24 protein-coding genes are annotated in these 25,016 nt (G+C 47.4%); 12 read left to right on the top strand and 12 right to left on the bottom strand.

Annotated elements, in window-relative coordinates; genetic code table 11:
- Positions 1-83 precede the first annotated feature (83 nt).
- Positions 84-254, bottom strand: coding sequence for a hemin uptake protein HemP (hemP, locus tag FTU50_RS01625; protein WP_016659175.1), 171 nt, complete (start codon positions 252-254; stop codon positions 84-86).
- Between the two features lie 138 nt (positions 255-392).
- On the opposite strand from hemP, the gene FTU50_RS01620 reads away from it, so the two are divergent.
- Entirely contained in the window at positions 393-1,316 is a 924-nt protein-coding gene (locus tag FTU50_RS01620; RefSeq protein WP_005179031.1) for a thiamine phosphate synthase, read from the top strand.
- On the opposite strand, the gene FTU50_RS01615 is transcribed toward FTU50_RS01620, so the two are convergent.
- Positions 1,313-1,867 carry a tetratricopeptide repeat protein gene (locus FTU50_RS01615; protein WP_168396688.1) on the bottom strand — a complete coding sequence of 185 codons (555 nt, stop codon included), beginning with the start codon at positions 1,865-1,867 and terminating at the stop codon, positions 1,313-1,315. The two genes, FTU50_RS01620 and FTU50_RS01615, sit on opposite strands and share 4 nt — an antisense overlap.
- Positions 1,868-1,883: 16 nt before the next feature.
- Entirely contained in the window at positions 1,884-4,286 is a 2,403-nt protein-coding gene (gene mrcB / locus FTU50_RS01610; protein ID WP_180046623.1) for a penicillin-binding protein 1B, read from the bottom strand.
- Positions 4,287-4,475: 189 nt separating this feature from the next.
- Between mrcB and FTU50_RS01605 the strand changes: the two genes are divergently transcribed.
- Together FTU50_RS01605 and FTU50_RS01600 are read left to right on the top strand one after the other, a co-directional pair.
- Positions 4,476-5,384: an NAD(+) kinase gene (locus tag FTU50_RS01605; protein WP_005179018.1), complete on the top strand. Its 909-nt coding sequence runs from the start codon at positions 4,476-4,478 to the stop codon at positions 5,382-5,384.
- Positions 5,384-5,653 carry a YeaC family protein gene (locus FTU50_RS01600; RefSeq protein WP_005179016.1) on the top strand — a complete coding sequence of 90 codons (270 nt, stop codon included), beginning with the start codon at positions 5,384-5,386 and terminating at the stop codon, positions 5,651-5,653. The genes FTU50_RS01605 and FTU50_RS01600 overlap by 1 nt, the downstream gene beginning before the upstream one ends.
- A gap of 72 nt (positions 5,654-5,725) precedes the next feature.
- Here the strand turns inward: FTU50_RS01600 and FTU50_RS01595 are convergent, their stop codons facing one another.
- Positions 5,726-6,727, bottom strand: a complete 1,002-nt coding sequence (locus FTU50_RS01595; protein WP_005179013.1) for a glycosyl transferase family protein — start codon at positions 6,725-6,727, stop codon at positions 5,726-5,728.
- Positions 6,728-6,883: 156 nt separating this feature from the next.
- Positions 6,884-7,114 (bottom strand): hypothetical protein, encoded by a 231-nt coding sequence (locus FTU50_RS01590; protein WP_163170260.1) that lies wholly within the window; start codon positions 7,112-7,114, stop codon positions 6,884-6,886.
- Positions 7,115-7,154: 40 nt separating this feature from the next.
- On the opposite strand from FTU50_RS01590, the gene FTU50_RS01585 reads away from it, so the two are divergent.
- Both FTU50_RS01585 and FTU50_RS01580 read left to right on the top strand, forming a co-directional pair.
- The gene (locus tag FTU50_RS01585; RefSeq protein WP_180054626.1) at positions 7,155-8,504 is read left to right on the top strand and encodes a dicarboxylate/amino acid:cation symporter; all 1,350 of its coding nucleotides are present in this window, start codon (positions 7,155-7,157) and stop codon (positions 8,502-8,504) included.
- Positions 8,505-8,656: 152 nt separating this feature from the next.
- Positions 8,657-9,799, top strand: coding sequence for an acyl-CoA dehydrogenase family protein (locus FTU50_RS01580; protein ID WP_168407491.1), 1,143 nt, complete (start codon positions 8,657-8,659; stop codon positions 9,797-9,799).
- A gap of 85 nt (positions 9,800-9,884) precedes the next feature.
- On the opposite strand, the gene FTU50_RS01575 is transcribed toward FTU50_RS01580, so the two are convergent.
- Positions 9,885-10,406, bottom strand: coding sequence for a DJ-1/PfpI/YhbO family deglycase/protease (locus FTU50_RS01575; RefSeq protein WP_180054624.1), 522 nt, complete (start codon positions 10,404-10,406; stop codon positions 9,885-9,887).
- A 486-nt stretch (positions 10,407-10,892) separates the two neighbouring features.
- On the opposite strand from FTU50_RS01575, the gene pheA reads away from it, so the two are divergent.
- The 4 genes from pheA (at position 10,893) to FTU50_RS01555 (ending at position 15,870) form a co-directional block, all read left to right on the top strand.
- Positions 10,893-12,002 carry a prephenate dehydratase gene (gene pheA / locus FTU50_RS01570; RefSeq protein ID WP_005179005.1) on the top strand — a complete coding sequence of 370 codons (1,110 nt, stop codon included), beginning with the start codon at positions 10,893-10,895 and terminating at the stop codon, positions 12,000-12,002.
- A 64-nt stretch (positions 12,003-12,066) separates the two neighbouring features.
- Positions 12,067-13,158 (top strand): histidinol-phosphate transaminase, encoded by a 1,092-nt coding sequence (hisC, locus tag FTU50_RS01565; protein WP_180054622.1) that lies wholly within the window; start codon positions 12,067-12,069, stop codon positions 13,156-13,158.
- A 3-nt stretch (positions 13,159-13,161) separates the two neighbouring features.
- Entirely contained in the window at positions 13,162-15,408 is a 2,247-nt protein-coding gene (locus FTU50_RS01560; RefSeq protein ID WP_005179002.1) for a bifunctional prephenate dehydrogenase/3-phosphoshikimate 1-carboxyvinyltransferase, read from the top strand.
- Between the two features lie 96 nt (positions 15,409-15,504).
- Positions 15,505-15,870 (top strand): hypothetical protein, encoded by a 366-nt coding sequence (locus FTU50_RS01555; protein ID WP_180046627.1) that lies wholly within the window; start codon positions 15,505-15,507, stop codon positions 15,868-15,870.
- A gap of 114 nt (positions 15,871-15,984) precedes the next feature.
- Here the strand turns inward: FTU50_RS01555 and FTU50_RS01550 are convergent, their stop codons facing one another.
- Positions 15,985-16,617 (bottom strand): alpha/beta hydrolase, encoded by a 633-nt coding sequence (locus FTU50_RS01550; protein ID WP_005178998.1) that lies wholly within the window; start codon positions 16,615-16,617, stop codon positions 15,985-15,987.
- Positions 16,618-16,752: 135 nt separating this feature from the next.
- On the opposite strand from FTU50_RS01550, the gene yaaA reads away from it, so the two are divergent.
- Together yaaA and FTU50_RS01540 are read left to right on the top strand one after the other, a co-directional pair.
- On the top strand, positions 16,753-17,532 hold the full coding sequence (yaaA, locus tag FTU50_RS01545) for a peroxide stress protein YaaA (protein ID WP_180054619.1): 780 nt from the start codon (positions 16,753-16,755) through the stop codon (positions 17,530-17,532).
- Between the two features lie 17 nt (positions 17,533-17,549).
- Positions 17,550-18,194, top strand: a complete 645-nt coding sequence (locus FTU50_RS01540; RefSeq protein ID WP_171431739.1) for a metal-dependent hydrolase — start codon at positions 17,550-17,552, stop codon at positions 18,192-18,194.
- Positions 18,195-18,270: 76 nt separating this feature from the next.
- On the opposite strand, the gene slyD is transcribed toward FTU50_RS01540, so the two are convergent.
- From slyD to FTU50_RS01525, 3 genes are all read right to left on the bottom strand, one after another.
- On the bottom strand, positions 18,271-18,753 hold the full coding sequence (slyD, locus tag FTU50_RS01535; RefSeq protein WP_163170257.1) for a peptidylprolyl isomerase: 483 nt from the start codon (positions 18,751-18,753) through the stop codon (positions 18,271-18,273).
- A gap of 134 nt (positions 18,754-18,887) precedes the next feature.
- Complete coding sequence (locus FTU50_RS01530) at positions 18,888-20,174, bottom strand: NAD(P)/FAD-dependent oxidoreductase (RefSeq protein ID WP_180046836.1); 1,287 nt, start codon at positions 20,172-20,174, stop codon at positions 18,888-18,890.
- Between the two features lie 128 nt (positions 20,175-20,302).
- Entirely contained in the window at positions 20,303-21,613 is a 1,311-nt protein-coding gene (locus tag FTU50_RS01525; RefSeq protein WP_257222770.1) for a D-alanyl-D-alanine carboxypeptidase family protein, read from the bottom strand.
- 179 nt (positions 21,614-21,792) lie between these two features.
- Here FTU50_RS01525 and FTU50_RS01520 point away from each other — a divergent pair, with 179 nt between their 5' ends.
- Complete coding sequence (locus FTU50_RS01520) at positions 21,793-23,496, top strand: M61 family metallopeptidase (protein ID WP_104490604.1); 1,704 nt, start codon at positions 21,793-21,795, stop codon at positions 23,494-23,496.
- A gap of 95 nt (positions 23,497-23,591) precedes the next feature.
- Here the strand turns inward: FTU50_RS01520 and paaI are convergent, their stop codons facing one another.
- On the bottom strand, positions 23,592-23,984 hold the full coding sequence (gene paaI, locus FTU50_RS01515) for a hydroxyphenylacetyl-CoA thioesterase PaaI (RefSeq protein ID WP_005178971.1): 393 nt from the start codon (positions 23,982-23,984) through the stop codon (positions 23,592-23,594).
- Positions 23,985-24,161: 177 nt separating this feature from the next.
- Positions 24,162-24,947 carry an rRNA large subunit pseudouridine synthase E gene (locus tag FTU50_RS01510; protein ID WP_045794865.1) on the bottom strand — a complete coding sequence of 262 codons (786 nt, stop codon included), beginning with the start codon at positions 24,945-24,947 and terminating at the stop codon, positions 24,162-24,164.
- Between the last annotated feature and the right edge of the window lie 69 nt (positions 24,948-25,016).

The following is a 25,016-nucleotide window of genomic DNA, read 5'->3' as shown; positions in this document are numbered from 1 at the left end:
GAGATACGCATGGGCAGTTAAAAAGCAGTATGCGCTGATTCATACTGCTGCTTCCCACGATTATTATTATTCAGATATTGTTCTTATTTGGTGAGAATGAGGCGATTATTACGGGTAAGGCGTAGGCGGTATTCTTCTCCGGCATGCATGATGCGAATTTCACGACCGAGAGCAAATAGGTTATTAGAATGTAACATTGGTAAGGCATGCTGTTGATCTGCATTACGGCTAAACAGGCTAAATGGTGCGTTCATTCCTTCGACTCCGTGGTGTATGTTGAACGATATAAATGATAATCATTATCAAATATATCTGTCAATGCTTGATTTGGGGAATTTATAAAAAGTATAAATTTGCTTACACTTGCTCATATTTTTAAAACAGGACGTTTCATGTCAAAGCCACATCTACATATCGCGATTGGGATTTTATTGCATCAGACCCAGGTTTTGGTCGGCTGGCGCGAGGCCAAACAGCATCAGGGCAATAAGCACGAATTTCCCGGCGGCAAGGTAGAGCAGCATGAAACCCCGGTGCAGGCCTGTCGCCGTGAAGTGCGCGAAGAAGTAGGCATTGACCTGATCCAGTGGCATGAGTTTGATTTTATCCGGCATGAATATGAAGATGTGATTGTCAATTTGCATGTGTTCCATGCCTTTGTGCCGGCGGCGTTGCTCTCAGACATCCAGCAACCGTGGACCTGGTATAAACGGCAGGATTTGGCTCGTTTGAATTTCCCGCAAGCCAACCAGCGTATGCTGCAACGCCTCTACTGGCCTGAATGTATCAAAATTAGTGAAGACTTAAACTGTCTGGATACCCCGGATACCCAGCAACTGCTGTACTGGCGTGTCGCACCGGCACCGGAACGCAGTATTGAACTGGCTGAGCAGAATATTGGCTGTTTAAAATCATTAATTGTTAATCTGGAACTGTGGAAGCAGCTGAATAGCGTGCAGCAGGTCTCGGTCGCTGCCATCCATTTAAAGCAGCAACAATGTCTGCAATTGCACAAGGGCAGCCTGCAGGCCGGTCAGCGTTATATTGCCGCCTGTCATGATCTGGAATCGTTACAACATGCGCAGAATATTGGCTGTGATGCTGCAATTTTAAGTCCGGTGCTGCCAACAGCCAGCCATCCGGATACTCCGGCATTAGGCTGGGCACAATTTCAGAACTGGGCCAAACAGGTCGATATTCCGGTGTTTGCCTTAGGCGGGATGCATCGGCAGGACTTGGCGCAGGCCCAGCAACACCATGCCTATGGCATTGCCGGGATTCGCTTTATGGATGCGTTGGATAGCGCTTCAGCCTAAAGCTGTTTCAGCGCTTGCTGTGCCTGTTGCACGGTACGGCTATTGTTTTGTAGCTGACCAGATTTTTGAATAATCAGCCACAGTTGGCGTTTCATCGCCGGTGTTTGTGCATAGCTCAGACCACGGCGGGCCAGGGCTTCTGCATTTTTCGGCTGTTTTTTCTGGTTCGCCACCAGCCCTAAATACATATAGGTTTCAGCCGATTGCGGTGCCAGACGCTGTGCCTGTAAGGCGGCAGCTTCGGCACGCGCCCATTGTCCCTGACGATAAGCCGTCTGGGTCTGCTGCATCAGTTTCTTAAACGCTGGTAAAGAGCGGCCATCTTCAAAACGCTGCTGTACTTTTTGTTCAGGAACCACGACCTGTAATTTCTTGCGCTGAATTTCTTCCTGTTCATAAGGATGAATCACCACGCCGGTGGGTGTGCGAATGGTTTTTCGTTCAGTCGTTTTTTCTTGGTCCGGTTGCGGTGCCGGCTTGGATTCCGGCAGGCTTTGACAGCCCACCAGTCCAGCCAGTCCCATCCCCAAGATCAGATATTTCAAGGTCATTTAATTAAGGGTCCACTTATTGCGTATAACTGCCGCTTGAAATGATGCGTGCATCATTTTCGGAAAGTTGTCTTTCCATCTCGGCTTCACTTTCCTGGATATAATTCTCGATACTGTCACTGCTTTCAGGTACAGCTTGGTAATATTCGGTATCCGAATTGTAAACCGGCTCAACCTGATAATGCGGTAAACCACAGGCGGTGGCCTGACGCGGCACATGATTACGATAAATCGGAATATACATCGCACCGGCACAGCCTTGAGCCGACAAGTGACCAGAGTCACGGTCAATCCAGTGCCACTGCACGCTGTCCGGCTGGCGCAGATTTACCGGCTTCTGGCGCAGTTGACGCATCACGTTACTCCACACCGGCAGGGCACCCGATGAACCTGTCAAACCGGTGACTTTGTTATCATCCAGCCCTAACCAGACCACACTTAAATAGTTGCCCGAATAACCGGCAAACCAGGAGTCGCGGGTATCGTTGGTGGTGCCCGATTTACCGGCCAGTTTTAAATCGCTGGACAGGCTGTTATAGGCTGCACGTCCGGTTCCTGCACTCATTACCTGTTGCAGGCCATAATTCAGCATATAGGCCGCAGACGGTTCAATGGTCTGCTGTACTGACAGGCCATAACGCTCGAGCAGACGACCATTAGAATCGACCACCGCGCGAATGGCTTTGGTTGGATACTGGAACCCACCGGTGGCAAAGTTGCCATAAATATTCATCACCTGCATAGGTGATAAATCGACCGCGCCTAGATAAATGGACGGATACTGTGGAATATTTTCGCTGCTGACGCCAAATTTAATCAGATGGTTACGGAAGGTCGATAGACCAAATTCCTGACCCAAACGTACCGCCGACAGGTTATAGGAATTGGCCAGCGCTTGCGCCATCGGGACTACGCCATGTTCGCTGCCGCTGTAATTACGCGGTGTCCATGACTTGCCGGCAGATGGAATACTGATTTCGGTATCCTGTACCGGACTGGCCCAGTTATAGCGACCCGATTCTAGTGCGCTTAAATAGATGACTGGCTTCAATAGCGAGCCGACCTGACGTTTGGCATCCAGCGCACGGTTAAAGCCGGTAAAGTCTTGGGTAGAGCCGACTGCAGCCACCAGTTCACCATTTTCAGGATGGGACACCAGCACCGCACCTTGCAAATCTTTTAAACGGCGCGGATTGGCATTGGCCAGACGGTTTACTGATTCTTTAAATGCGCTTTGTACTTTGGTCTGTGCAATTGGGTCTAAAGTGGTAAAAATCCGTAGTCCCTGATTGGTCAGATCACCTTCCTGATATTCAGCACGTAACTGACGGCGCACAATGTCCAGAAAATCCGGGAAGCGGGCAGGGCCCATGGTCGGTTTGGCAATCACATTTAACGGACGCGCGGTTTCGGTTTCATACTGTTCCTGCGTCAGATAGCCCATCACCAGCATATTGTTCAATACAATATTACGGCGTTTTTCGGCCGCTTCCGGATTACGCCATGGATTATATAAAGACGGTCCCTGCACCAGACCAACCAGAAAAGCCTGCTGGGCAATATTCAGTTCACGCAGCGGCAGACCAAAATAGAACTGTGAGGCTAGACCGTAACCATTAATAGAATAGTTGCCGTTTTGACCCAGGTTCACTTCATTTAAATAGGCTTCCAGAATTTCATCTTTGTCATAATGCAGCTCAATTAGCATCGCCATCAGCGCTTCATTGGCTTTACGCTTTAATGTACGTTCCGGGGTCAGATAAAAGTTTTTCACCAGTTGCTGGGTCAGGGTCGAACCGCCCTGACGTTTCCCGCCGGTAATATTGCTGACAATGGCACGTGCAGTCCCGCGAATCGACACGCCATGATGCAGATAGAAATTACGGTCTTCGGTGGCAATTAAGGCTTCAATTAACGGTTTTGGCACCCGGTTCAGTTTAATTAGCACCCGGTCTTCATTGTGCTGCGGATAAATCCCGCCAATCAGCATGGGCTCTAAACGGGCAATACCGGTAGTTGATGGTTTGGTTGCACTGACTTCAGCAATCTGGTTATTGGCAAAGCTGACTTTGAGTACCTGTTCCGGTTCAACACTTTCACCAAAATCGAAGCCGCGGGTATGTACAAACAAGGTGTCGCCTGCATCGACATAGCTGCCGGTTTTGTTATAGCTTTCTGCGCTTTTATAGCCTAAAAGTTTTAATTCCTGCACGAAATCGGCTTTATTGAGCGGTGCATTGGTATAGATTTCCAGCGGACGAGCAAAGACCTTGGCTGGAATGTCCCAGCGCTGTCCTTCAAATTTATCTCTAACAATATTATCTAATCGAATCAGGTAGATACTTAATGCCAGAAATGCCCCAATCACCAGTATACAAAATAGAAGTGCAATAATACCTATGCCACGTTCAGACTTCATAAATCGCAATAAAACCCTAAGAAATTAGGCTAATCATGCGAAGCTTTTACATAATTTGCAATATTTAATCTGTGAATGAAGCGGCCAATCGAGGAGAAAAAACGGTTGGATTCAGATTTCTAAAGTTTTTTTAAAACATTCGGGTTAGTGCTATTATAGTCAACGGATCGTAGCGGAGCGATGTCGTAGGTGCAAATTTCACACAAGAACTTTCGTAATATCGGATTGATTGGACGTCCTGGCAAAACTTCGGTCGTAGAAACGCTCAGTTTAATTCATGATCATCTGCTGAATTTAGGCTTGCATCCGGTATTTGATGCAGAAACAGCAGAACTGGTCCCTTATCCGAACACCCAAACCGTCAGCCGCGCCTTGCTGGGCGAAGTGGTTGATCTGGTGATTGTGGTCGGCGGTGATGGCTCGTTGCTGCATGCAGCGCGCGCGCTGGTCAAATACAATACGCCGGTCATCGGGGTAAACCGTGGCCGTTTAGGCTTCCTGACCGATATTAAACCCACGGAAGTCATCTTCAAGCTGGATCAGGTATTAAAAGGCGAGTTTCAGCTGGACCGCCGTTTCCTGCTGGAAATGGAAGTGCGCTCCAAAGGTGAAGTCATTTATGAAGCAGTGGCTTTAAATGATGTGGTGCTGCATTCCGGTAAATCGGTACACATGATTGATTTTGACCTGAATATTGATGGTCAGTATGTTTATCGTCAGCACAGTGATGGTTTAATTGTATCTACGCCTACTGGTTCTACCGCCTATGCCTTGTCTGGTGGTGGCCCGATTGTGCATCCGAGTATGGATGCGATTGTGCTGGTACCGATGCATCCGCATACCTTGTCTTCACGCCCGATTGTGGTGGGTGGACAAAGCGAAATTAAAATCCAGATTCGTGAAAACCGTGTCTTGCCAATGGTAAGTGCCGATGGTCAGCACAGTGTTTCACTCAGTGTCGGGGACAGTTTGCATATCCGCAAGCATCCCTATAAGTTAAACCTACTTCATCCACCGGGTTATGACTTTTATATGGCATGTCGTACCAAGCTCGGCTGGAACCAAGATTTTGATTCTTTGCAACAGCAGGATTTATGATGAATATTGAACAGATGCTGGCCGTACTCAATCCTGAAATTGTTGGTCGTCTAAAAACCGCGGTAGAGATTGGTAAATGGCCGAATGGTGTGGCGTTGACCAAAGAGCAGCGCGAAATTTGTATGCAGGCCGTGTATGCCTGGGAAATCCAGCATTTACCGGAAACTGAACGTAGCGGTTATATCGACCGTGGCACCAAGGAAGAAGGTGAACAATGTGATGATGATCATCACAAAAATGAAGATTTCCAGCCGATCAAGTTTATTTAAACTTTAAGGAAACGGATTCATGCAAAAAAGGTAAGCCGCGGCTTACCTTTTTTATTGGCAGTCTTTTGTGGCTTAAGCATTTAAACGCGCAGCCCAGAATTGCTGTGCTTTGTCCATGGCTGCTGCAAAACTGTCGCAGACGCCCATGGTATACAGCGCGATGCCCATGGTTTCCACCACCGCCACTTCACCATAGTCATGCGATTGCTGGCCTTCCCAGACGGCTTTAAATACCGCCAGGTCCAGTTCTTCTTCAATCGGGCTGCGGTTGTCGGTCAGCTTTGGCAATTCATGTTCATACAGCTCGCCGTTACGAATGCCACAAATTAAGGTTTTGGCATCCGGATTCCGTTCAAATTCGCCGCCTTCACCTTTAATCACCGCACTGTTCAGATAGCCCAGTTTAAACGCCGACTGCTGATGGGAACTGCGATAGGCCGGATGGAAAATGGCCTGCACGGTGGCTTTGGCATTAAAGGGGTTAATCAGTCGGGCGAGGGTATGAATAGGAGAGCGCAAGCCCATCACATTCCGCAGTGCAATCAAATCGGCCAGCACCGGAGAAATCACGTCTAAAGGCAGATAGGCAAAATGACGCTGCTGTAATTGCTGTTCGACTTCCGTATCTGACTGGCAGATTGGATAGCCTAAGTATTCCAGCACCTGTTCGGTGTAGACCCGGTTGATGGTATGCCCGGCAGCACCGTGCATCACAATATTAAAACCCTGTTTGGCCAGGGTCAGCGCGGCCAGTAAAAACCACGGATAATGTTTGCGTTTCCCGGCATAAGAGGACCAGTCCAGATCTACATCTAAAGCTTTAAACTGCAACTGGTCACGGGTGGCCTGAACAAAGCCGGCCAGTTCATCGACCGATTCTTCCTTGACCCGCAGCAGCATCAGAAAAGCGCCGAGCTGAACATCCAGTACCTCCTGTTTCAGGATCATGGAAAAGGCCTGATAGGCTTCTTCATAGGTGAGGGAACGTGCACCATTTTTGCCTTTTCCCACAATACGCACGTACTGGGCAAAAGGATGTTCAACGTCTTTATAAATGTTTCTTTTCGTGCTCATGTAACTGCCTGAATCTCAAATAAATGGCGCCGGTCGCTTCCCACAATATACACATTTTCGCGGCTTTTTAAAAACCGTATGCTTTGCTCGGATTTAGACTAATGTCTAAGCTGTTTCTGCTTTAAAGTTCGCCAGTTCGCGCTGTTTTTAGCAGCACTACATTTGAATTTTAGGTAAAATTCGCAGCGTTTTATATTGTTTTTTATTTTTACTCATCTCCTGTTCTAAAAGCCGCTTTTGCGTTTGAGCCTGTTGATTCTGGCGGCTCAAAGTAAGTCCGACTTTTGCCGATGAAAATAAAGCGTTGAATGTTTTGAGCCATGGCTCAAGGCAGCGTATGCCTGTTGTTTTAAAAACAGGCAGAACAGGTCGTGGGTAAAAAATCAAGGGTATTTGTCCTCGGGACAAGAACAAAAGTAGATCTGTTATGGCCAAACAACCTATTTATAAATCCCTGTATTTTCAGGTGATTATTGCAATTATTGCAGGTATTCTCGTCGGTCATTATTCTCCTAGTGGCACACAAATTATTAATGGCGTGGAACAGTATGTTCCGGGTCTGGGTGAGCAGCTGAAACCCTTAGGTGATGGCTTCATCCGTTTAATCAAAATGATTATTGCGCCGGTGATTTTCTGTACCGTGGTGAGTGGTATTGCTGGTATGGAAAGCATGAAATCGGTCGGTAAAACCGGTGGCGTGGCATTACTGTATTTTGAAATTGTCTCTACCATCGCCCTGATTATTGGTCTGGTGGTGATTAACGTCTGGAAACCAGGCGTTGGCATGAACGTTGATCCAGCTTCATTGGATACCACCGGTATTTCCAAATATGTAGAAACTGGTGAAGCGCAATCTACAGTCGAGTTCCTGTTAAATATCATTCCAAATACCGTGGTCGGTGCCTTTGCCCAGGGTGAAATCCTGCAGGTGCTGATGTTTGCCATCCTGTTTGGTTTTGCTTTACACCGTTTAGGGCCAGCAGGTAAGCCGGTCTTGAAACTGATTGACCAGATTTCGCATGTGTTCTTTAACATTGTGAACATGATCATGAAAGTTGCGCCAATTGGTGCTTTCGGTGCGATGGCCTTTACCATTGGTAAATACGGGATTGGCAGTCTGGCGCAACTGGCGCAGTTAATTATCTGCTTCTACCTGACCTGTGTGCTGTTTATTTTTATCATACTCGGCAGTATTGCGCGTATGACCGGTTTCAGTATCGTGAAAATGATCCGCATGATTCGCGAAGAATTACTGATTGTATTGGGGACCTCATCTTCAGAATCAGTACTACCGCGTATGTTGAAGAAACTGGAAATTGCCGGCTGTGAAAAATCGGTGGTGGGTTTGGTCATTCCAACGGGTTATTCCTTTAACTTGGATGGTACCTCGATTTATTTAACCATGGCCGCAATCTTTATTGCTCAGGCCACCAATACACCTTTAGAACTGCATCATCAGATTACTTTATTGCTGGTGCTGTTGATTTCCTCTAAAGGCGCAGCAGGGGTGACCGGTTCAGGCTTTATTGTGATGGCGGCAACACTGGCGGCTGTGGGGCAGATTCCGGTGGCCGGTCTGGCGCTAATTCTGGGTATTGACCGCTTTATGTCTGAAGCACGTGCCTTGACCAATCTGGTGGGTAACTCATTGGCAACCATTGTTGTAGCGAAGTGGGTCGGTCAGCTGGATCAGGAAAAGCTGCAATATGCATTAAATAATCCGGAAGAAATTGACCGCAAGATGGCAGAACAAAACCAGCAATCTGCTTCGACTTAACAGCAGGGCGGTGACTAAAGGAAGCTTCGGCTTCCTTTTTTTATTACTTGGCAGTCAATAAAAAAGCCGGGAAAAGCCATGACAGTACGCTTTAAAATGCATAGCATGGGGCTGAATGTAAAACAAGAATGTATACCCTACAAGGATGGACTATGCTGGCTTATGATGCAGATTTAGAATTATTCCGTGACAACTTCCGCCGCTTTATGAGTGAACAGATTGCCCCGCATTATGAACAGTGGGAACGGGAAGGAATTATGCCGCGCTCGGTCTGGAACCAGCTGGGTGAAAACGGCTTTTTATGTGTAGATGTACCGGAACAGTATGGCGGCTATGGCGTACCGACCCATTATTCGCTGATGCTGGTGGAAGAATCGGCACGTGCTGGTTATAGCGCACTGTCTACCGGTATTTCCTGTCATTCAGAAATTGCTGCGCCGTATATTTTAAATATTGGTTCAGAAGAACAGAAACAGTACTGGTTGCCAAAAATGGTTAGCGGTGAAGTGGTCGGTGCGATTGGTATGACCGAGCCGGGTGCTGGTTCTGACTTGCAAGCCATGCGCAGTCATGCCATTTTGCAGGATGATCATTATATTTTAAATGGTTCTAAAACCTTTATTTCTAATGGTCAACATGCCGATCTGGTAGTGCTGGCAGTAAAGACCGATCCGCAGGCACGCGCCAAAGGCGTGTCTTTATTATTAGTCGATACCCATCTGGATGGTTTTAAGAAAGGCACCAACCTCGACAAGATTGGCCTGCACGCTCAGGACACCTCGGAATTGTTCTTTGATAATGTAAAGGTACCTAAAGAACAGTTACTGGGCCAGCCGGGCCAGGGCTTTGCTTATTTAATGCAGGAATTGCCACGTGAACGGACCGCGATTGCCGCCACCGCCTTGGGCGCTATCCGCGGTTCGATTGACATCACCACGCAATACGTTCAGGAACGTCAGGCCTTTGGCCAGAAAATTGGCCAGTTCCAGAACAGCCGTTTTGTTTTGGCACAGGCTAAAATTGATGAGCTGGCCACGGCTGCATTTTATCACCAGAATGTTGAGCTGTATATGCAGGGCAAACTGGATGTCGAAACAGCAGCAGCATTGAAAAGCTTCTCGACCGATATGCAGATGAAAGTGGCCGATCAGCTGCTGCAGCTGTTTGGTGGTTATGGTTATATGACTGAATATCCAATTTCTCGTTTCTTTGTCGATGCCCGTATCCAGCGGATTTATGGCGGCACCAATGAAATTATGAAAGAGATTGTGGCGCGCGGTTTATTGGGCCGTTAAGTCCTGTACATCAGACCAAATGAAAACACCCGCCCAGCATCGACTGGGCGGGTGTTTTTTGGTGGGTGTGTTTCTGAGACTGATTTTAATGCAGGCTGAGCACATGCAGACTTTCCCGAATAAAAATCGGCAAGTCTGCTGGTGAGCGTGAGGAAATATACAGGTTATTGTCATTCACTACCGCCTCATCAAAATACACGGCGCCGGCATCCATCAGTTCCAGCATCACCGGGGCAATGCTGGTCATGCGCCGGCCTTTGACCACACTGGCATGGATCAGCAGTTGCGGACCATGACAGGTGCTCATAATCGGTTTCTGGGCATTGGCAAAATTTCGGACAAAATCGACAAAACGCAGATCATCACGCAGTTGTGCCGGAGATTGGCCGCCGGGAATCAGCAGCGCATCAAAATGATGAATGGTCACATCATCTATACTTTGGTCGATGGTTACCGAGCTGCGCCGTTGATAACCATAGATAATATTGCCGGCCTTGTTTTCAACATTTACCACGCTATGCCGCGCTGCACGGAAGGCGTGGATCAATTCTGGATAGTCTGCATCTTCATAATCATGGGTAATCAGCACCGCGATTCTTTTTGACATTATTATTCTCCGAATTGCTTTAAATAAAAGAGTAAAGGGGAAAAAGCAAAATTTCATTGCTGCTTTGTAACCAGTTTTCTTATTTCTTTTTCAAGTTAAAATTTCTGGAATTTTATTCAATATTTATGGGCGTAATTTTCTATGTAAGTAATTATGACGCCTGTTCAGTTTACGCAATAAACTTGTAAAATCCTATCATTATTCATCGAATTCAGATGCAAAAGCTATCGGCTGATTGGAAAAAGGCCCTGTTTCATCTGCTTAAATTCGCTACACTCTGGATGGAAAAACAGGCAAAGCGTCGTGACTTGTTCAGAATTATTCATGAGTCATAGCTGTTCAATTGATAAACAATCTCACAAGTTGCAGAGAGTTTAACCAACTGTTTGTTTTTAAGACTGAATCAATCAAAGTTGTATTGCGCAACATTTGAAAGCTAACTATTGTTATACTGTTTGCATACCGTTTATGAAGGGCGACATAACAATGATCAACGACGATCAAAACACAACGACTTCTCTTGACCTGAACAATATTCGTGAGGAAATTGACTCTGTTGATATGCAGATTCAACAACTGATTAACCGTCGCGCACGATTGGCAGAAGCGGTGGCCAAAGCCAAATTTGCCGCTGAAGAGAATCCGCTGTTTTACCGTCCGGAACGTGAAGCACAAGTTTTACGTAATGTTATGGATCGCAATGAAGGCCCATTGTCGGACCAGACCATGGCACGTTTATTCCGTGAAATCATGTCGGCCTGTCTGGCACTGGAAGCACCGCAAAGTATTGCCTTCCTGGGGCCTGTTGGGACTTATACCCATTCTGCGGTACTCAAGCATTTCGGTCATGATGCCCTGGTGCGCCCTTTACAAACCATTGATGAAGTATTCCGTGAAGTGGAAGCGGGCAGTGCGCATTATGGTCTGGTGCCGGTAGAAAACTCCTCTGAAGGGGTGGTGAACCATACCTTAGACTGCTTTAAAACTTCAAATCTGAATGTGATTGGCGAAGTTGAATTGCCGATTCATCATCAGTTCCTGATTTCTGCAAATACCCGTAAAGACAGCATTAAACAGATTTATGCTCACCAGCAAACGCTGGCACAGTGCCGTAAATGGCTAGATGCGCATTATCCTGGGGTGGAGCGTGTGGCTTTAAGTTCCAATGGTGAAGCGGCGCGCCGTATTCGTAATGAATGGCATTCTGCGGCCATTGCTTCTGAAATTGCGGCAACCATTTATGATCTTGAAATCATGCACAGCAATATCGAAGACAACCCGGAAAACACCACGCGCTTCTTGGTGATTGGCCGTGAGAAAGTGCCACAAAGCGGCAATGACAAAACTTCATTGCTGGTGTCTGCACATGACCGTGCCGGTGCCTTGCTGGAAATTCTGGCGCCATTTGCCAAACACAACATTAGTCTAACCAGTATTGAAACCCGTCCGGCTTTACCTGAAAAATGGGCCTATGTGTTCTTTATTGATCTGGAAGGTCATATTGAGCAAGACAATGTTAAAGCTGCGATTGAAGAAATCCGTCCATTGGTGAAAGAAGTCCGTGTACTCGGCTCTTATCCGGCGGCAGTTTTATAAAATTCTCTGGTGGCCGTGTGCGCTGCATGCGGCTGCTTTTCACCTGTAAATCTGGAAGTAAAAAATGTCGTTTGTCCCAGCCAATGAAGGCATCTCTAAGTTAAAGCCATATCAACCAGGTAAGCCGATCAGTGAACTTGAGCGCGAATTGGGTATTACCGATATTGTGAAATTGGCATCCAATGAAAACCCGTTGGGCTGTTCAGACAAAGTCAAAGAGGCTGTGGCTGCCGAGCTGGCAGAAATTGGTCGTTATCCAGATGGTGGTGGTTTTATTTTAAAAGACCAGATTGAAGCGCAGTTTGGTTTTGGTCATGAACGGATTACTTTGGGTAATGGTTCAAATGACCTGCTGGAAATGTTTGCCCGCGCTTTTGTGTCCGAGCAGGACTCAATCGTATATAGCCAGCACGCCTTTGCGGTTTATGCACTGGTGACTCAGGCCATTAATGCACAGGCCATTGAAGTACCAGCCAAAGGTTTCTCGCACGATTTAGAGGCGATGGCTGCAGCCATTCAAGCCAACACCAAGCTGGTGTTCATTGCCAATCCGAATAACCCGACTGGCACCTGGTTTGAAGAAGCTGAATTTGAAGCCTTCATGCAGAAAGTACCGGCCAATGTAATTGTGGTACTGGATGAAGCCTATGTGGAATACTTCCCGGAAAACTTCAACAGCCTGAAATATCTGGATCAGTATCCAAACCTGATTGTTAGCCGTACTTTATCGAAGTGCTATGGTCTGGCAGCGCTACGAGTTGGTTTTGCTCTGGCCTCTGTACAGGTGACTGACTATTTAAACCGTATCCGTCAGCCATTTAACGTGAACCATTTAGCTATGGTGGCAGCTGTAGCAGCGCTGAAAGATGAAGCCTTTATCGAAAAATCACGTGAAGTGAACAAGGCTGGTATGGCGCAGCTGGAAGCGGGCTTTAAGGCACTGGGCCTGAATTATGTACCTTCACGTGCCAACTTTATTCTGGTTGATGTACAGGCTGATCCGGCACAAACCTTCAATGCCTTGCTCAAAGAAGGCGTGATTGTACGTCCGGTTGGTATTCCAAACCATCTTCGTGTATCGATTGGAACAGAAGCAGAAAATGCCAAATTCCTGACTGCACTGGCGAAGGTGTTAGGTCTGGAGGCAAAGGCATAAGCCATGACGCAACCCCTGTTTGAAAAAGTCGCTTTTATTGGACTTGGGCTGATTGGCTCAAGTCTGGCGCGTGTGATTCAGGCTGAACAGCTGGCTCATGAGGTAGTGGCATCGACCCGTTCGCAAAAAACGCTAGAAGATGCCAAAGCCTTGGGTTTAATTGCTGCCGGTTATAGCGATCCGGTCGAGGCGGTGAAAGATGCTGATCTGGTGGTGCTGGCCTTGCCGGTACGTGCCACCGAATATGTGTTGCAGCAGATTAAACCGTATTTAAAACCTGATGCAATCCTGACCGATGTCGGCAGTACCAAAGGCAATGTGGTCGATGCAGCCAAAGCGGTTTTTGGTGAACAACTGCCTGCCGGTTTTGTGCCGGGGCATCCGATTGCTGGAGCCGAGCATACCGGGGTCCATGCCGGTAAGGTCGATTTATTCGCCAATCATAAAGTGATTTTGACTCCATTACCGACCAGTGCGGATTGGGCGGTCAATAAACTGATTCAACTGTGGGAAGCAGCCAAAGCGGAAGTAATCTGTATGGATGTGGACAAGCACGATGAAGTGCTTGCACATACCAGTCATCTTCCGCATTTAATGGCATTTAACCTGGTGGAGCAACTGGCCAACCGGGAAGACAATTTAGATATTTTTCGCTATGCTGCAGGCGGCTTTCGTGATTTCTCGCGAATTGCAGCCAGTGATCCACAAATGTGGCACGACATCTTCTTTGCCAACAAAAAGGCAATTTTGAATGCAGTCGATGGCTTTGAACAACAGCTGGCAATCTTGCGCCAGCTGATCGAACAGGAAAACTCGCAGGCTTTAATGGGCCTGCTGGGACATGCTCAAGCAGCGCGTCAGCATTTTAATCATATGCTGGCCAAAAAACCGTTGATGGAGAACAATAAAGTGACACAACAATTTACGATTTTACCGGGCTCTAAAAATTTCCAGGGTAAATTTACTGTGCCAGGTGATAAATCTGTGTCACATCGTTCAATCATGTTTGGTGCAATTGCAGAAGGCACCACCCATGTCACCGGCTTTTTGGAAGGTGAAGATGCGCTGGCGACCTTGCAGGCTTTTCGCGATATGGGTGTCAGTATTGAAGGCCCGAAAAATGGTGAAGTGACCATTCATGGTGTTGGTATGCAGGGCCTCAAAGCTCCAGCCGGTGCACTGTATATGGGGAACTCTGGCACCTCCATGCGTTTGCTGTCAGGCATGTTATCGGCGCAGGCCTTTGATTCGGTGATGACCGGTGATGCATCCTTGTCCAAGCGTCCAATGGAGCGTATTGCCAAGCCATTACGTGAAATGGGGGCGCAAATCCAGACCACAGGTGAGCGTGGTACGCCACCGGTGTCAATTACGGGCAGCCAGCAGTTAAAAGGCATTCAGTACGATTTACCAATGGCTTCGGCACAGGTGAAATCAGGAATTTTACTGGCCGGTTTGTGGGCCGAAGGTGAAACTGCAGTAACTGAACCGGAACCAACCCGCGACCATACCGAGCGTATGCTGCGTGCTTTTGGTTATGAAGTGAAAACCGAAGGTAACCGTATTTCCCTGCAAGGCGGCGGTAAACTGGTGGGAACCAATATTCAGGTGCCTTCAGATATTTCATCTGCAGCGTTCTTTATGGTGGGCGCGGCCATTACTGAAAATGCCGATGTCACTTTAGAAGCTGTGGGCATTAACCCGACCCGTACTGGCGTGATTGAAATCCTCAAACAAATGGGTGCAGATATTACTGTATCCAACGAGCGTATTGCCGGTGGTGAACCGATTGCCGACATTCGTATTCAGGGCAGCCGTACCTTAAAAGGCATTCATATTCCGGAAGATCAGGTGCCACTGGCGATTGATGAATTCCCGGCGCTGTTTATTGCAGCAGCCTGTGCGGAAGGTCAGACTGTATTGACTGGTGCAGCTGAACTTCGCGTCAAAGAATCTGACCGGATTCAGGTGATGGCAGATGGCTTGAAAACCATGGGCATTGACTGTACCCCAACTGAAGATGGCATCATCATTGAAGGCAAGGGCAAAGCAGGTGACTGGTCGCCTGTGTTCACCGGCGGTGAAATTGAGTCACATCATGACCACCGTATTGCCATGAGCTTCTCGATTGCCGGTTTACGTAACTCGGAAGTAATTAAAATTGTGGGTACAGAAACGGTCGCGACCAGCTTCCCGACCTTTACCCAATTGACCGCTCAGGCCGGCCTGCAGATTGAAGTGACCGAATAAAGAGAAAAATAACCCAAAACAGCCAAGCTTTTGCTTGGCTGTTTGTTTTATATTGCTTATGCTAAATATACAACAAGAACAGCAGTAGGGTCGTTTATGAAAACACTCCAGTTTACCGCACAATGTGATAACAAGGCCGAATTACAGGACTGTAAGATTGCCCAGGACTATGTGGCAGATTTGCTGGCCCGACAGTTAAACCAGCACGGCTTTGAAACCTTGCCACAAAGTGGCGCACAAATTGCGGTTAGTGTGGAAGATCATCCTTTGCCCTTAAGCGTGAGCTGTGAAAGCCGCGATGTCGAAGGACGACTGGTGTGTGAAATCCTGTCTTATCCGGAAGAAGAGCAGGACTGGTTTGACCGGATTGAATCGCAAAGCCTGCTAAATCAGCTGGCCCAGGCGGTCGAGCAGACCTTAAAACAGGATGAAAACTTTACGGCCTTTGAATGGAAAAATTAAAACAATCCCAGATTGGAATTGCGAAGCCATTTCGTCTGTATCCATTTTAAAATTAACAGTACCGTCACTGATCTCCTCCCATAAAAAAACCCATCAGCAGATGGGTTTTTGTCTTTAGCCTAAGGCCAGGAAGCGGGTAATTGCAATCCGCAGCTGTTTTAAATAGCCGGTAAAGAAATGGTTAGCGCCCGGTAAAATGGTAACCAGATGACGCTGTGGTTTGGCCCAAGTAATCATGTCCGAGAGCAGGGTCACATCATCAGCTTCGCCATGAATAAACAGGATGTCGCCTTTAATTTCTGGGGTTACATAGTGACGTACGCCGGCCACCGTCGCAGTCGGCAAGCCGCATAAAATGGTCTGTTTTGGCTGTAATTCAACCGGTAGCGCTGCATAACTCTTTGCCATCACATGCGCACCAAAGCTGAAACCGCCGGCATAGAACGGCAGGCCAATGTGCTGGCTGCGCGCATATTTGATGACTTCTAGAATATCGTCCGTTTCGCCAAAGCCTTCATCATGCACACCTTCACTCTGGCCTGAACCGCGGAAGCTTGGGCGATATACCACGCAGCCGCGCTCTAGGTACATTTGTGCTAATAATGCAGGAACTTTGTGTTGCGGGGTGCCGCCTTGCAATGGATGGGGGTGGCTGACAACCGCGAATCCTTTCACTTCACCCTGTGGATAATCTACGAAAACTTCAATTCGACCCACAGGACCTGGAATGAAAATTTGCTCGGACATAAGATAATCGAATAATGGCAGGAGAATCGATTATTTTACCGATTATGTTTAGGAAAAACACAGATTGGCATTAAAATAAGCTGACTGTTATAGTTTGATTAATTATTTTTTAACCACTTTTTGATCAGGATGTGTATGCTCGCCTTAATTTCTCCTGCTAAGACTTTAGATTATGAATCTGCATTACCCACCGACAGCCACACCTTACCAAGACTATTAGCGCATTCACAAGAACTTATCGACGTTAGTCGTACGCTATCTGCTTCAGAAATCGCCAATTTAATGAGTGTGAGCGAAAAAATTGCCAATTTAAACGTAGAACGCTTCCGCGACTGGCAGACCGATTTTGATTTTTCCAATGCGCGTCAGGCGCTGTTTGCCTTTAAAGGCGATGTCTATACCGGTCTGGATGCCTATAGCCTGAAGGATCAGGACATTGATTATGCACAGCAGCATTTGCGCATGTTATCAGGTCTGTATGGCTTATTGCGCCCGCTGGATTTAATGATGCCGTATCGTCTGGAAATGGGCACCAAGCTGAAAAATCCGCGTGGCAGCAATTTGTATGAATTCTGGGGCACCATCATTACTGATCTGATCAATGAAGATCTGGCTGCGGCCAAGTCTGAATTGCTGGTGAATATCGCTTCGGATGAATATTATAAATCGGTGAAAGAAAGCAAGATTCAGGCAGAAATCATCAAGCCGGTATTTTTAGACCAGAAAAATGGCAAATATAAAGTCATCAGCTTCTATGCCAAAAAAGCCCGTGGTTTGATGGCGCGCTATATCATCGAAAATAAAATTGAACGTGCTGAAGATTTAAAAGGCTTTAATAGCGATGGCTATTATTTCGATGCTGACAGCTCCCTAAAAGGTGAGCTGGTGTTTAAGCGAGATGAGCAAGCCGCATAAACAGGGGAGTGCGTGCCATGCAATCAGAACTTGCTGATTTTCAGTTGTATTGGCAACGCTGCGCTCAGCAGTTTTCGCTGAATCGCTGCCAGACGCAGCAGCTGTATGCGCGGCTGCTGGCGGCCTATAGTGAGCCGCAGCGGCACTATCATGGCGTGCAGCATATTCTGGAATGTCTGCAGCATTTCGATCAGATTCGCACACAGTTGCAGCAACCATCGCTGGTCGAGCTGGCGTTATGGTTTCATGATGCGGTCTATCATCCTAAAGCGCAGGACAATGAAGCACAAAGTGCGACATTGTGCCAGCAGTTATGTGCAGATTTTTTAACGGCAGCACAACTGGAAACCGTGAGCCGCTGGATTCTCGCGACCCGGCAGCATCAGCCTAGTGATGAGCCAGATTTAAATGCCTTGCTGGATATTGATCTGGCAATTCTGGCTGCGCCGCCAGTACGTTTTGCTGAATATCAGCAACAGATTCGTCAGGAATATGCCTTGGTTGAGCAGCAGCTTTATCAGCCCAAGCGCCGTGCGGTATTGATGCAGTTTTATCAGATGCAACCGCTATATCAGACCCGGTATTTCCAGCAGCATTATGAAGCACAGGCCAAACACAATCTGGCCCAAGCCTTGTCTGCAGCGGGCGAATCAGCATCGTGATGGTTTATTCACCCACTAAAATTCAGGCATAAAAAAAGGCAAAGTCAGACTTTGCCTTTTCCATCTTGTCACAAGATTAGTGGTGATGACCGCCAACACCGTGTACGTGACCGTGGTCTAACTCTTCTTGAGTCGCTTCACGGATTTCTACGATTTCAACTTCAAAAGTCAGGTCTTGACCAGCAAGCGGGAAGTTTGCATCAACGATTACGTTTTCGCCTTCAACTGCTTTAACCGTTACGATCTGTACGCCGTCATCAGTTTGTGCTTGGAACTGCATGCCAGGCTGAATGCTGTCTACGCCTTGGAACATTTGCGCTGGAACTTCTTGAACCAGGTCAGGGTTGTATTCGCCATAACCTTCAGCAGCAGGTACGTTTACAGTGAATTTTTCACCCACAGTTTTACCTTCTAGGGCTTTTTCAAGACCAGGGATGATGTTACCCGCACCATGCAAATAGGCAAGTGGTTCACCTTGAGATTGGTCGAGAGTTTCACCCTCTGCGTTAGTCAATGTGTAGTGGAAAGTAACCACGAGGTCATTTGCAATAGCAGTCATGTTATAGATCCATTTAGTTTTCTAAGGGTACATCATAAAGTGAAAAGGCAAATTTGTTGAATACTTTTACTCAAAAAACTCACATTTGGCTTTTTTATGACATTTTCCCAGATATTGGGGCAGTCGATAAAATTTCAATGCAATTTTATTTTAGGGCCAATTTTTCTGCCGAGCATATCTTTGGCGGTCAGCACCCCGGCATGGGTATAGCCATGAATGGTGGCCTGATGCAGCCGGTATAAAGACACATACATCGACTTGGCGACTATGCCCTGTACATTGACCCGACCGAGTAATTCACCCACGGCCGTATGCTGGCTTAAAGAAATCAGCGAGCCTTTGTCGGAGAATTTAAACATCGGCAGTGGTTTCCCATTCACGTGCTGGCTCAGGGCACGAACCAGAAAGCTGGCCTGCTGACTGGCCACCTGCGCACGCGGACCCAGCACCGGTTCATCGGCTTTGGGCTGGCAATGGGCACAATCGCCAAAGGCAAAAATGTTGGGGTCGGTATAAGTCTGTAAGGTGGCATAGACTTTTAAACGGTGCAGATGATCTTTTTCAAAATCATCCCACTGTTTAAAAATTTCCGGGGCCTGAATTCCGGCAGCCCAGACTTTAATTTCTGCTTCTAGCGGATTACCTGCAGCAAAATAAACCTGTTCTTCATCGACTTTGGCCACCCGATGCTGGGTCAGCACTTCAATACCAAAGCGCTCCAGCTGGACTTGGGTATGCCGGGAAATTTGCTGCGACAGCGCTGGTAAAATCCGGTCGGCAGCTTCAATGAGCGTAATCCGAACCTGCTGCGGGTCAATCCGGTTTAAACCATATTGGGCAAAGGTCTGTTTGGCCTGATACAGCTCTGCCGCCAGTTCAACACCGGTGGCACCGGCGCCGATAATGGCAATATTCAGGGCACGGCTTTGCGGCTGATTTTGGGCTTCTAAATACAGGTGCAGCAAGTCCTGATGAAACACCGTGGCTTGGGGCAGACTGTCCAGAAAATGACAGTGCTGTTTCACCCCTTCGGTATGAAAGTCATTGGAAGTGGAGCCCAGCGCCAGCACCAGTGTGTCATAGTCCACGTCGATCTGCTTCGGTAGCTGCTCTTTTTTGGAAAATTGTGGTGCCTGCAGCTGAATCTTTTTCTGGGCCCGGTCAATGACAACCAGTGTGCCTAATATAAACTGATAATGATGCTGGGCAGCATGGACAAAATAGTTGGTTTCTTCCTGATGCGGATTGAGCGTGCCGGCTGCAATTTCATGTAGCAGCGGTTTCCAGATGTGGGTCAGTTTCTGATCGACCAGAATAATCTGCGCTTTGCCCGATTCACCCAAACGATGACCGAGTTGGGTAGCAAGCTCCAGACCGCCGGCGCCGCCACCGACAATCACAATACGATGTAATGCTGACATGATGAACCTATATTGTTATTTTTAATGCAAGAACAGGCTCAATTTATGCCATCTCCCGGTCAGGAAAATGGCTCAGATTGTTCGACAACTTACATCATGTAGCATTTCCACTGTGCTTGTTCACAGGATTAAACCAGCGGATAAGTTTTGGCTGCGGTTTCATCCTTGGAGGAAAAGCTAAACAGGCTTTTTAGCCAGATCAGCAGTTTTTCAAACAGGCTGGCTTCGGCAATATGTACTTCTTCTTCCAGATGAATGGTATTGATCAGGCGGTTATTCTGATAAACATGCACGGTGGCCAGCTGCATCACCTGTGCCAGCGGGGCCGTCAGTAACTTTTCTTTCAGCTCGACATTCAAATGGGTTTCGGTCTGGGTTAAGGGTTCAATCAGTCGGGTCTGACCGAAGGTATCGTTAACAAACAGGCGCTGCTGGGTCACATCAAACTGTTTTAAATCAATCGCGCTATTTTCGCCATATAAAGACGTGGTGACAATTTTCGGTTGCTGCACTTCAACCTTGAACATTTTCAGGGTCGACTTTACCACTGGCAACTCAGCAATCAGCTGCTTGTTTTTTAAAGCCACTTCGTTGCGGGTGTAGGCATAACTGATGTTCATCAGTTGCTGGGCAATTTCAGCGCGTTTAAATGCACTTTTGGCACCCAAAACCACCACAATTAAACGCCGGTTCGGATCATCAAAATTCTGGGTGAGACGGTTGGCCGTCAGTGCCAGATTATAACCGGCGGCTCGGGTATAGCCGGTTTTCAAGCCATCCACCGTCGGGTCCTGTTTGAGCAGAATGTTAGTGGCGCGGTGATAACGCTGGTTATAGGTAAAACTGGTCTGTTTGGAATAAGCGAGATAATCCGGAGTGTCATTGACGACCGCCTGTGCCAAACGGGCCAGATCGGCCGCGGTAGAATAATGTTCCGGCATGGTAATCCCGGCCGGATTCTGGAAATGGGTATTTTGCATTCCCAAGGCCTGTGCTTCCTGATTCATACGTGCCACGAACTGCGGTACGCTGCCAGAAATCCGTTCGGCCAGAGTTAGGGCGGCATCATTGGCAGACATCACAATTAAACCGGCTAGTAGCTGATCGACAGAAATCTGCTCACCTTCTTTCAGGTACATCTGGGATTCATCCCACATCACCTGTTTCACCACCGACGTTGCGGTCAGCACATCTGCCACGTTCAGCTTGCCGGCCTGAATGTCCTTGAGCACAATATAGGCCACCATCATCTTGGTCAGCGAGGCCGGGGCGCGCTGAATCTGGCTATTGTGTTCTGCAATGACCTGACCCGATTGTGGATCAAGCACGGTCCAGGCTTCTGCTTCAACCGTTTCAGGATTAAAAGATAATAAGGTGGCATGCGCAAGCGAGCTGCATAGCCAGCACAGCAGCGCAATCAGGTAGATGACACGTTTCAAGGGGATTCCTTTTTTAACCAGTCCGTTGGTCATAAACATAAAAATTTTAGGCATGCTATGCTTTTTTTTGCCGCCTGACTAGCGATAATTTTCGACAATGAAGACGACTGCGCATTGCATGACAAAAAAATGTTAAGCTAATTGATAAGTTATCTCTTTGATCTTTTATATCGCCCATTATGTTGCATTATCAAATCGAATTTGACGATTATCGTCAGCATCTTATTCATGTCACTTTGCGCTTTCTGGCCAATCCGACACAGGTTCTAGCTTTACCGACCTGGATTCCGGGCAGCTATCTGATTCGTGAATTTTCCAAACATATTGAAGCGGTCAAGGCTTATGATGAAGCCGGGCGTATTTTAAAAATCCAGAAATTTGAAAAGAACAAATGGCGTTTGTTTAATACCGATCATGAACTGATTACGGTGGAATATGATGTTTATGCCTACGACCTGTCGGTGCGTGGTGCCTATGTTGATCAGACCCGGTTATATGTCAATCCGGCCTGTGCCTGTTTAGGACTGGAAGGTCAGGAAGATAAAGCGATTGAAGTCGAAGTGTTCCTGCCAAACGAACTGAAACATTTCCAGCTGGCGACCGGACTGGTGGCCAAAAGTCTGGTGAAAGGGCGTTATACCTTAAAAGCCAAAAACTATGCCGAACTGATTGATGCGCCGTTTGAACTGGCCGAGCAGACCCGTTTTAGTTTTGATGCAGCAGGCATTCCACATGAATTTGTGGTGTCGGGCAAACATGCCATGAATGCTGCGAGAATGCAGCAGGACCTGGAAAAAATCTGTGCCACTGAAATTGCCATGTTCGGTTCTGCACCGTTTCAGGATTATACCTTTATGACCATGGCGACCGGGAACAGCTATGGTGGTCTGGAGCATCCGAACAGTACCAGCCTGATTACCCCGCGTGATGACTTGCCAAAAGCCAATGAGCCGGAAGAGCCATCGAAAGAATATCAGCGTTTTCTGGGGCTGTGCAGCCACGAATATTTCCACTCCTGGCTGGTGAAATTTATCCGTCCGGACAGCTTTGTCAATTATGATCTGAACCGGGAAGGTTACACCTCCTTGTTATGGATTTTTGAAGGTTTTACCTCGTATTATGATGATCTGATTTTATTACGCAGCGGCGTGGTTAATCAGGAATCTTATATTGCTTTATTAAAAGCGCAGATTGACCGTTATTTGCAAAATCCGGGTCGGGCAATTCAAACCGTGGCTGAATCGAGTTTTGATGCCTGGGTGAAATTCTACCGCCAGGATGAAAACTCCAACCATGCCGGCACCAGCTATTACAACAAGGGCTGTCTGGTGGCCTTGTGTCTGGACCTCGGTTTACGTCTGCGTGGTTCCAGTCTGGATGCGTTAATGCGCAAGCTGTATGACAATGCGCAGCAGGGCATTCAGGTGCATGAGCGCACGATTTATGAATTGTGTCAGGAATTAACCGGCGATAGCTGGGCTGAGCAGATTAACCATCTGATTAACACCACCGAAGAATTACCGCTGGATCAGCTGTTCCCGGAATTTGGTCTGAGCTACAGCTTAAAAAATGACAAGCGTTTGCCATTGGGGCTAAAACTGGCCGATAAACCGGAAGGCGTACTGGTACAGGCCGCACGCCGTGATGGTCAGGCAGCGCAAGCCGGTCTGTCGGCGCATGATGTAATCATTGCCATTGATGGCCTCAAAGCCAGCAGCAAACTGATCGAACAGTATGCCAAACAGAGCGGCAGCTTTACAGTACATGCTTTCCGCCGTGATGAACTGATGCAGTTTGAAGTGAATGCAGCAGGTTCTGAACTGACTGAAGTTGAATTAAAAGTTGAAGATCAGGCCAAACTGGATCGCTGGTTAAAAGTGTAAAATCACAGTCTGAAATCTATACTATAAAAAACCGATGCTCAAGCATCGGTTTTTTTATGCAGATCTATCGTCATAAACCCTATCGTAATCACACCTTATTTGATGATCAGGCGGGAAGTACCGCGAAACTCCGCCACAATCTGCTGCTTCTGGTTCGTGACCCGAATATCATAAATGCCGCTGCGGCCACTGCTGGCTTTATGTTCTGCCACCGCAGTCAGGGTATCGCCGAGCAGGCCCGGTTTTAAATAATGAATGCCGCAGTGCTGACCCACCGCCGGATGTTCGCCGGTGTTGCAGGCAATGGCAAAAGCCGCATCCGCCAGCGCAAAAATCACCGCACCGTTACAGGTTTGATGGCCTTGTAAATGCTGCTCGGTAATTTTTAATTCAATCTGTGCGCTGTGTTCACCAAACGACACCAGATGGGCGCCCAGATGCTGCATTAATCGGTCCTGATGAAACATGGGATTAACTTGCTGATCCATAGCAGCCTCCTTTTTTAAGATACGTTTTATTTTAAATTTAAAATTATGTGAATCATAAATAGCATTGTGATGCTGAAAATACAAGCAAAAAAATAAGGCCCCGTTGGAGCCTTATTTTCATCGTCTATTCAACGCATCTTTGCAACAGCTTTTTTAGCTGAGCAGATGCAAGTCTCATTAACGGGCACGACGACCACGTGATTTGGTATTGGGACGGGTGGTGCCATTGGTCTTGCGACGTGGCTTTTCACCTTCTTCCATTTGCCAGATGCGTGGTGTGCCGGATTTTTTCTTGGCGGTACCATCTTTGTTGACTTTTTTCTGCATCGGTTTGCCACCAGTGCCGCCCGGTTTCTTCACATAAGAACGTGAGCGATACGGCTGTTCGGCTGGTACATCTTTAAAGTCGCTATAGAGCAGTGGTTCAATTTCACGGGTTTCACCCGGTTGCAGGCCCAGCTGAACCAGATCAATCGAACCGATTTTGGTGCGAATTAAACGCAAAGTTGGGAAGCCGACCGCAGCGGTCATGCGGCGCACCTGACGGTTACGGCCTTCACAAATTGAAATTTCAGCCCAGGAGGTCGGCACCGAAGCGCGGTAACGTACCGGCGGATGACGTTCCCATAACCACTCCGGTTCAGCCACTTTAATCGCTTTGGCCGGCAAGGTCATGCCATCATTCAGTTCTACACCTTTACGCAGCTGTTCTAGCGCTTCTTCGGTAATGTCACCATCGACCTGGACCAGATAGGTTTTAAACTTTTTATTGGCCGGGTTGGTAATAAACTGGTTTAAACCGCCATGATCGGTCAGGAACATTAAACCTTCTGAATCCATGTCCAGACGACCGGCAATCCGTAAATCCGGATCATCAATGAAGTCGGCCATGGTTGGGTGCTTTTCATCGGGACGAAACTGCGACAGCACATCATAAGGCTTGTTAAGAATAACTATTTTCACTGTAACCTGCTAAAAAATATAAAAAAATCTGGGTGTGATTCTTATGCTAACTGTAATAAAACCCGGCAT

Origin of the sequence: Acinetobacter sp. YH12112 (assembly GCF_013418945.1) — a bacterium.
Taxonomy (GTDB): domain Bacteria; phylum Pseudomonadota; class Gammaproteobacteria; order Pseudomonadales; family Moraxellaceae; genus Acinetobacter; species Acinetobacter indicus.
The sequence above is the reverse complement of the archived record's forward strand: the minus strand, read 5'-3'. Positions and strand labels throughout refer to the sequence as shown.

Excerpts from the sequence above, each read along its gene's own strand:
- hemP (WP_016659175.1), bottom strand. The coding sequence starts at position 254 with ATGAACGCACCATTTAGCCTGTTTAGCCGTAATGCAGATCAACAGCAT.
- FTU50_RS01620 (WP_005179031.1), top strand. The coding sequence starts at position 393 with ATGTCAAAGCCACATCTACATATCGCGATTGGGATTTTATTGCATCAG.
- FTU50_RS01615 (WP_168396688.1), bottom strand. The coding sequence starts at position 1,867 with ATGACCTTGAAATATCTGATCTTGGGGATGGGACTGGCTGGACTGGTG.
- mrcB (WP_180046623.1), bottom strand. The coding sequence starts at position 4,286 with ATGAAGTCTGAACGTGGCATAGGTATTATTGCACTTCTATTTTGTATA.
- FTU50_RS01600 (WP_005179016.1), top strand. The coding sequence starts at position 5,384 with ATGAATATTGAACAGATGCTGGCCGTACTCAATCCTGAAATTGTTGGT.
- FTU50_RS01595 (WP_005179013.1), bottom strand. The coding sequence starts at position 6,727 with ATGAGCACGAAAAGAAACATTTATAAAGACGTTGAACATCCTTTTGCC.
- FTU50_RS01585 (WP_180054626.1), top strand. The coding sequence starts at position 7,155 with ATGGCCAAACAACCTATTTATAAATCCCTGTATTTTCAGGTGATTATT.
- FTU50_RS01580 (WP_168407491.1), top strand. The coding sequence starts at position 8,657 with ATGCTGGCTTATGATGCAGATTTAGAATTATTCCGTGACAACTTCCGC.
- FTU50_RS01575 (WP_180054624.1), bottom strand. The coding sequence starts at position 10,406 with ATGTCAAAAAGAATCGCGGTGCTGATTACCCATGATTATGAAGATGCA.
- pheA (WP_005179005.1), top strand. The coding sequence starts at position 10,893 with ATGATCAACGACGATCAAAACACAACGACTTCTCTTGACCTGAACAAT.
- hisC (WP_180054622.1), top strand. The coding sequence starts at position 12,067 with ATGTCGTTTGTCCCAGCCAATGAAGGCATCTCTAAGTTAAAGCCATAT.
- FTU50_RS01560 (WP_005179002.1), top strand. The coding sequence starts at position 13,162 with ATGACGCAACCCCTGTTTGAAAAAGTCGCTTTTATTGGACTTGGGCTG.
- FTU50_RS01555 (WP_180046627.1), top strand. The coding sequence starts at position 15,505 with ATGAAAACACTCCAGTTTACCGCACAATGTGATAACAAGGCCGAATTA.
- FTU50_RS01550 (WP_005178998.1), bottom strand. The coding sequence starts at position 16,617 with ATGTCCGAGCAAATTTTCATTCCAGGTCCTGTGGGTCGAATTGAAGTT.
- yaaA (WP_180054619.1), top strand. The coding sequence starts at position 16,753 with ATGCTCGCCTTAATTTCTCCTGCTAAGACTTTAGATTATGAATCTGCA.
- FTU50_RS01540 (WP_171431739.1), top strand. The coding sequence starts at position 17,550 with ATGCAATCAGAACTTGCTGATTTTCAGTTGTATTGGCAACGCTGCGCT.
- slyD (WP_163170257.1), bottom strand. The coding sequence starts at position 18,753 with ATGACTGCTATTGCAAATGACCTCGTGGTTACTTTCCACTACACATTG.
- FTU50_RS01530 (WP_180046836.1), bottom strand. The coding sequence starts at position 20,174 with ATGTCAGCATTACATCGTATTGTGATTGTCGGTGGCGGCGCCGGCGGT.
- FTU50_RS01520 (WP_104490604.1), top strand. The coding sequence starts at position 21,793 with ATGTTGCATTATCAAATCGAATTTGACGATTATCGTCAGCATCTTATT.
- paaI (WP_005178971.1), bottom strand. The coding sequence starts at position 23,984 with ATGGATCAGCAAGTTAATCCCATGTTTCATCAGGACCGATTAATGCAG.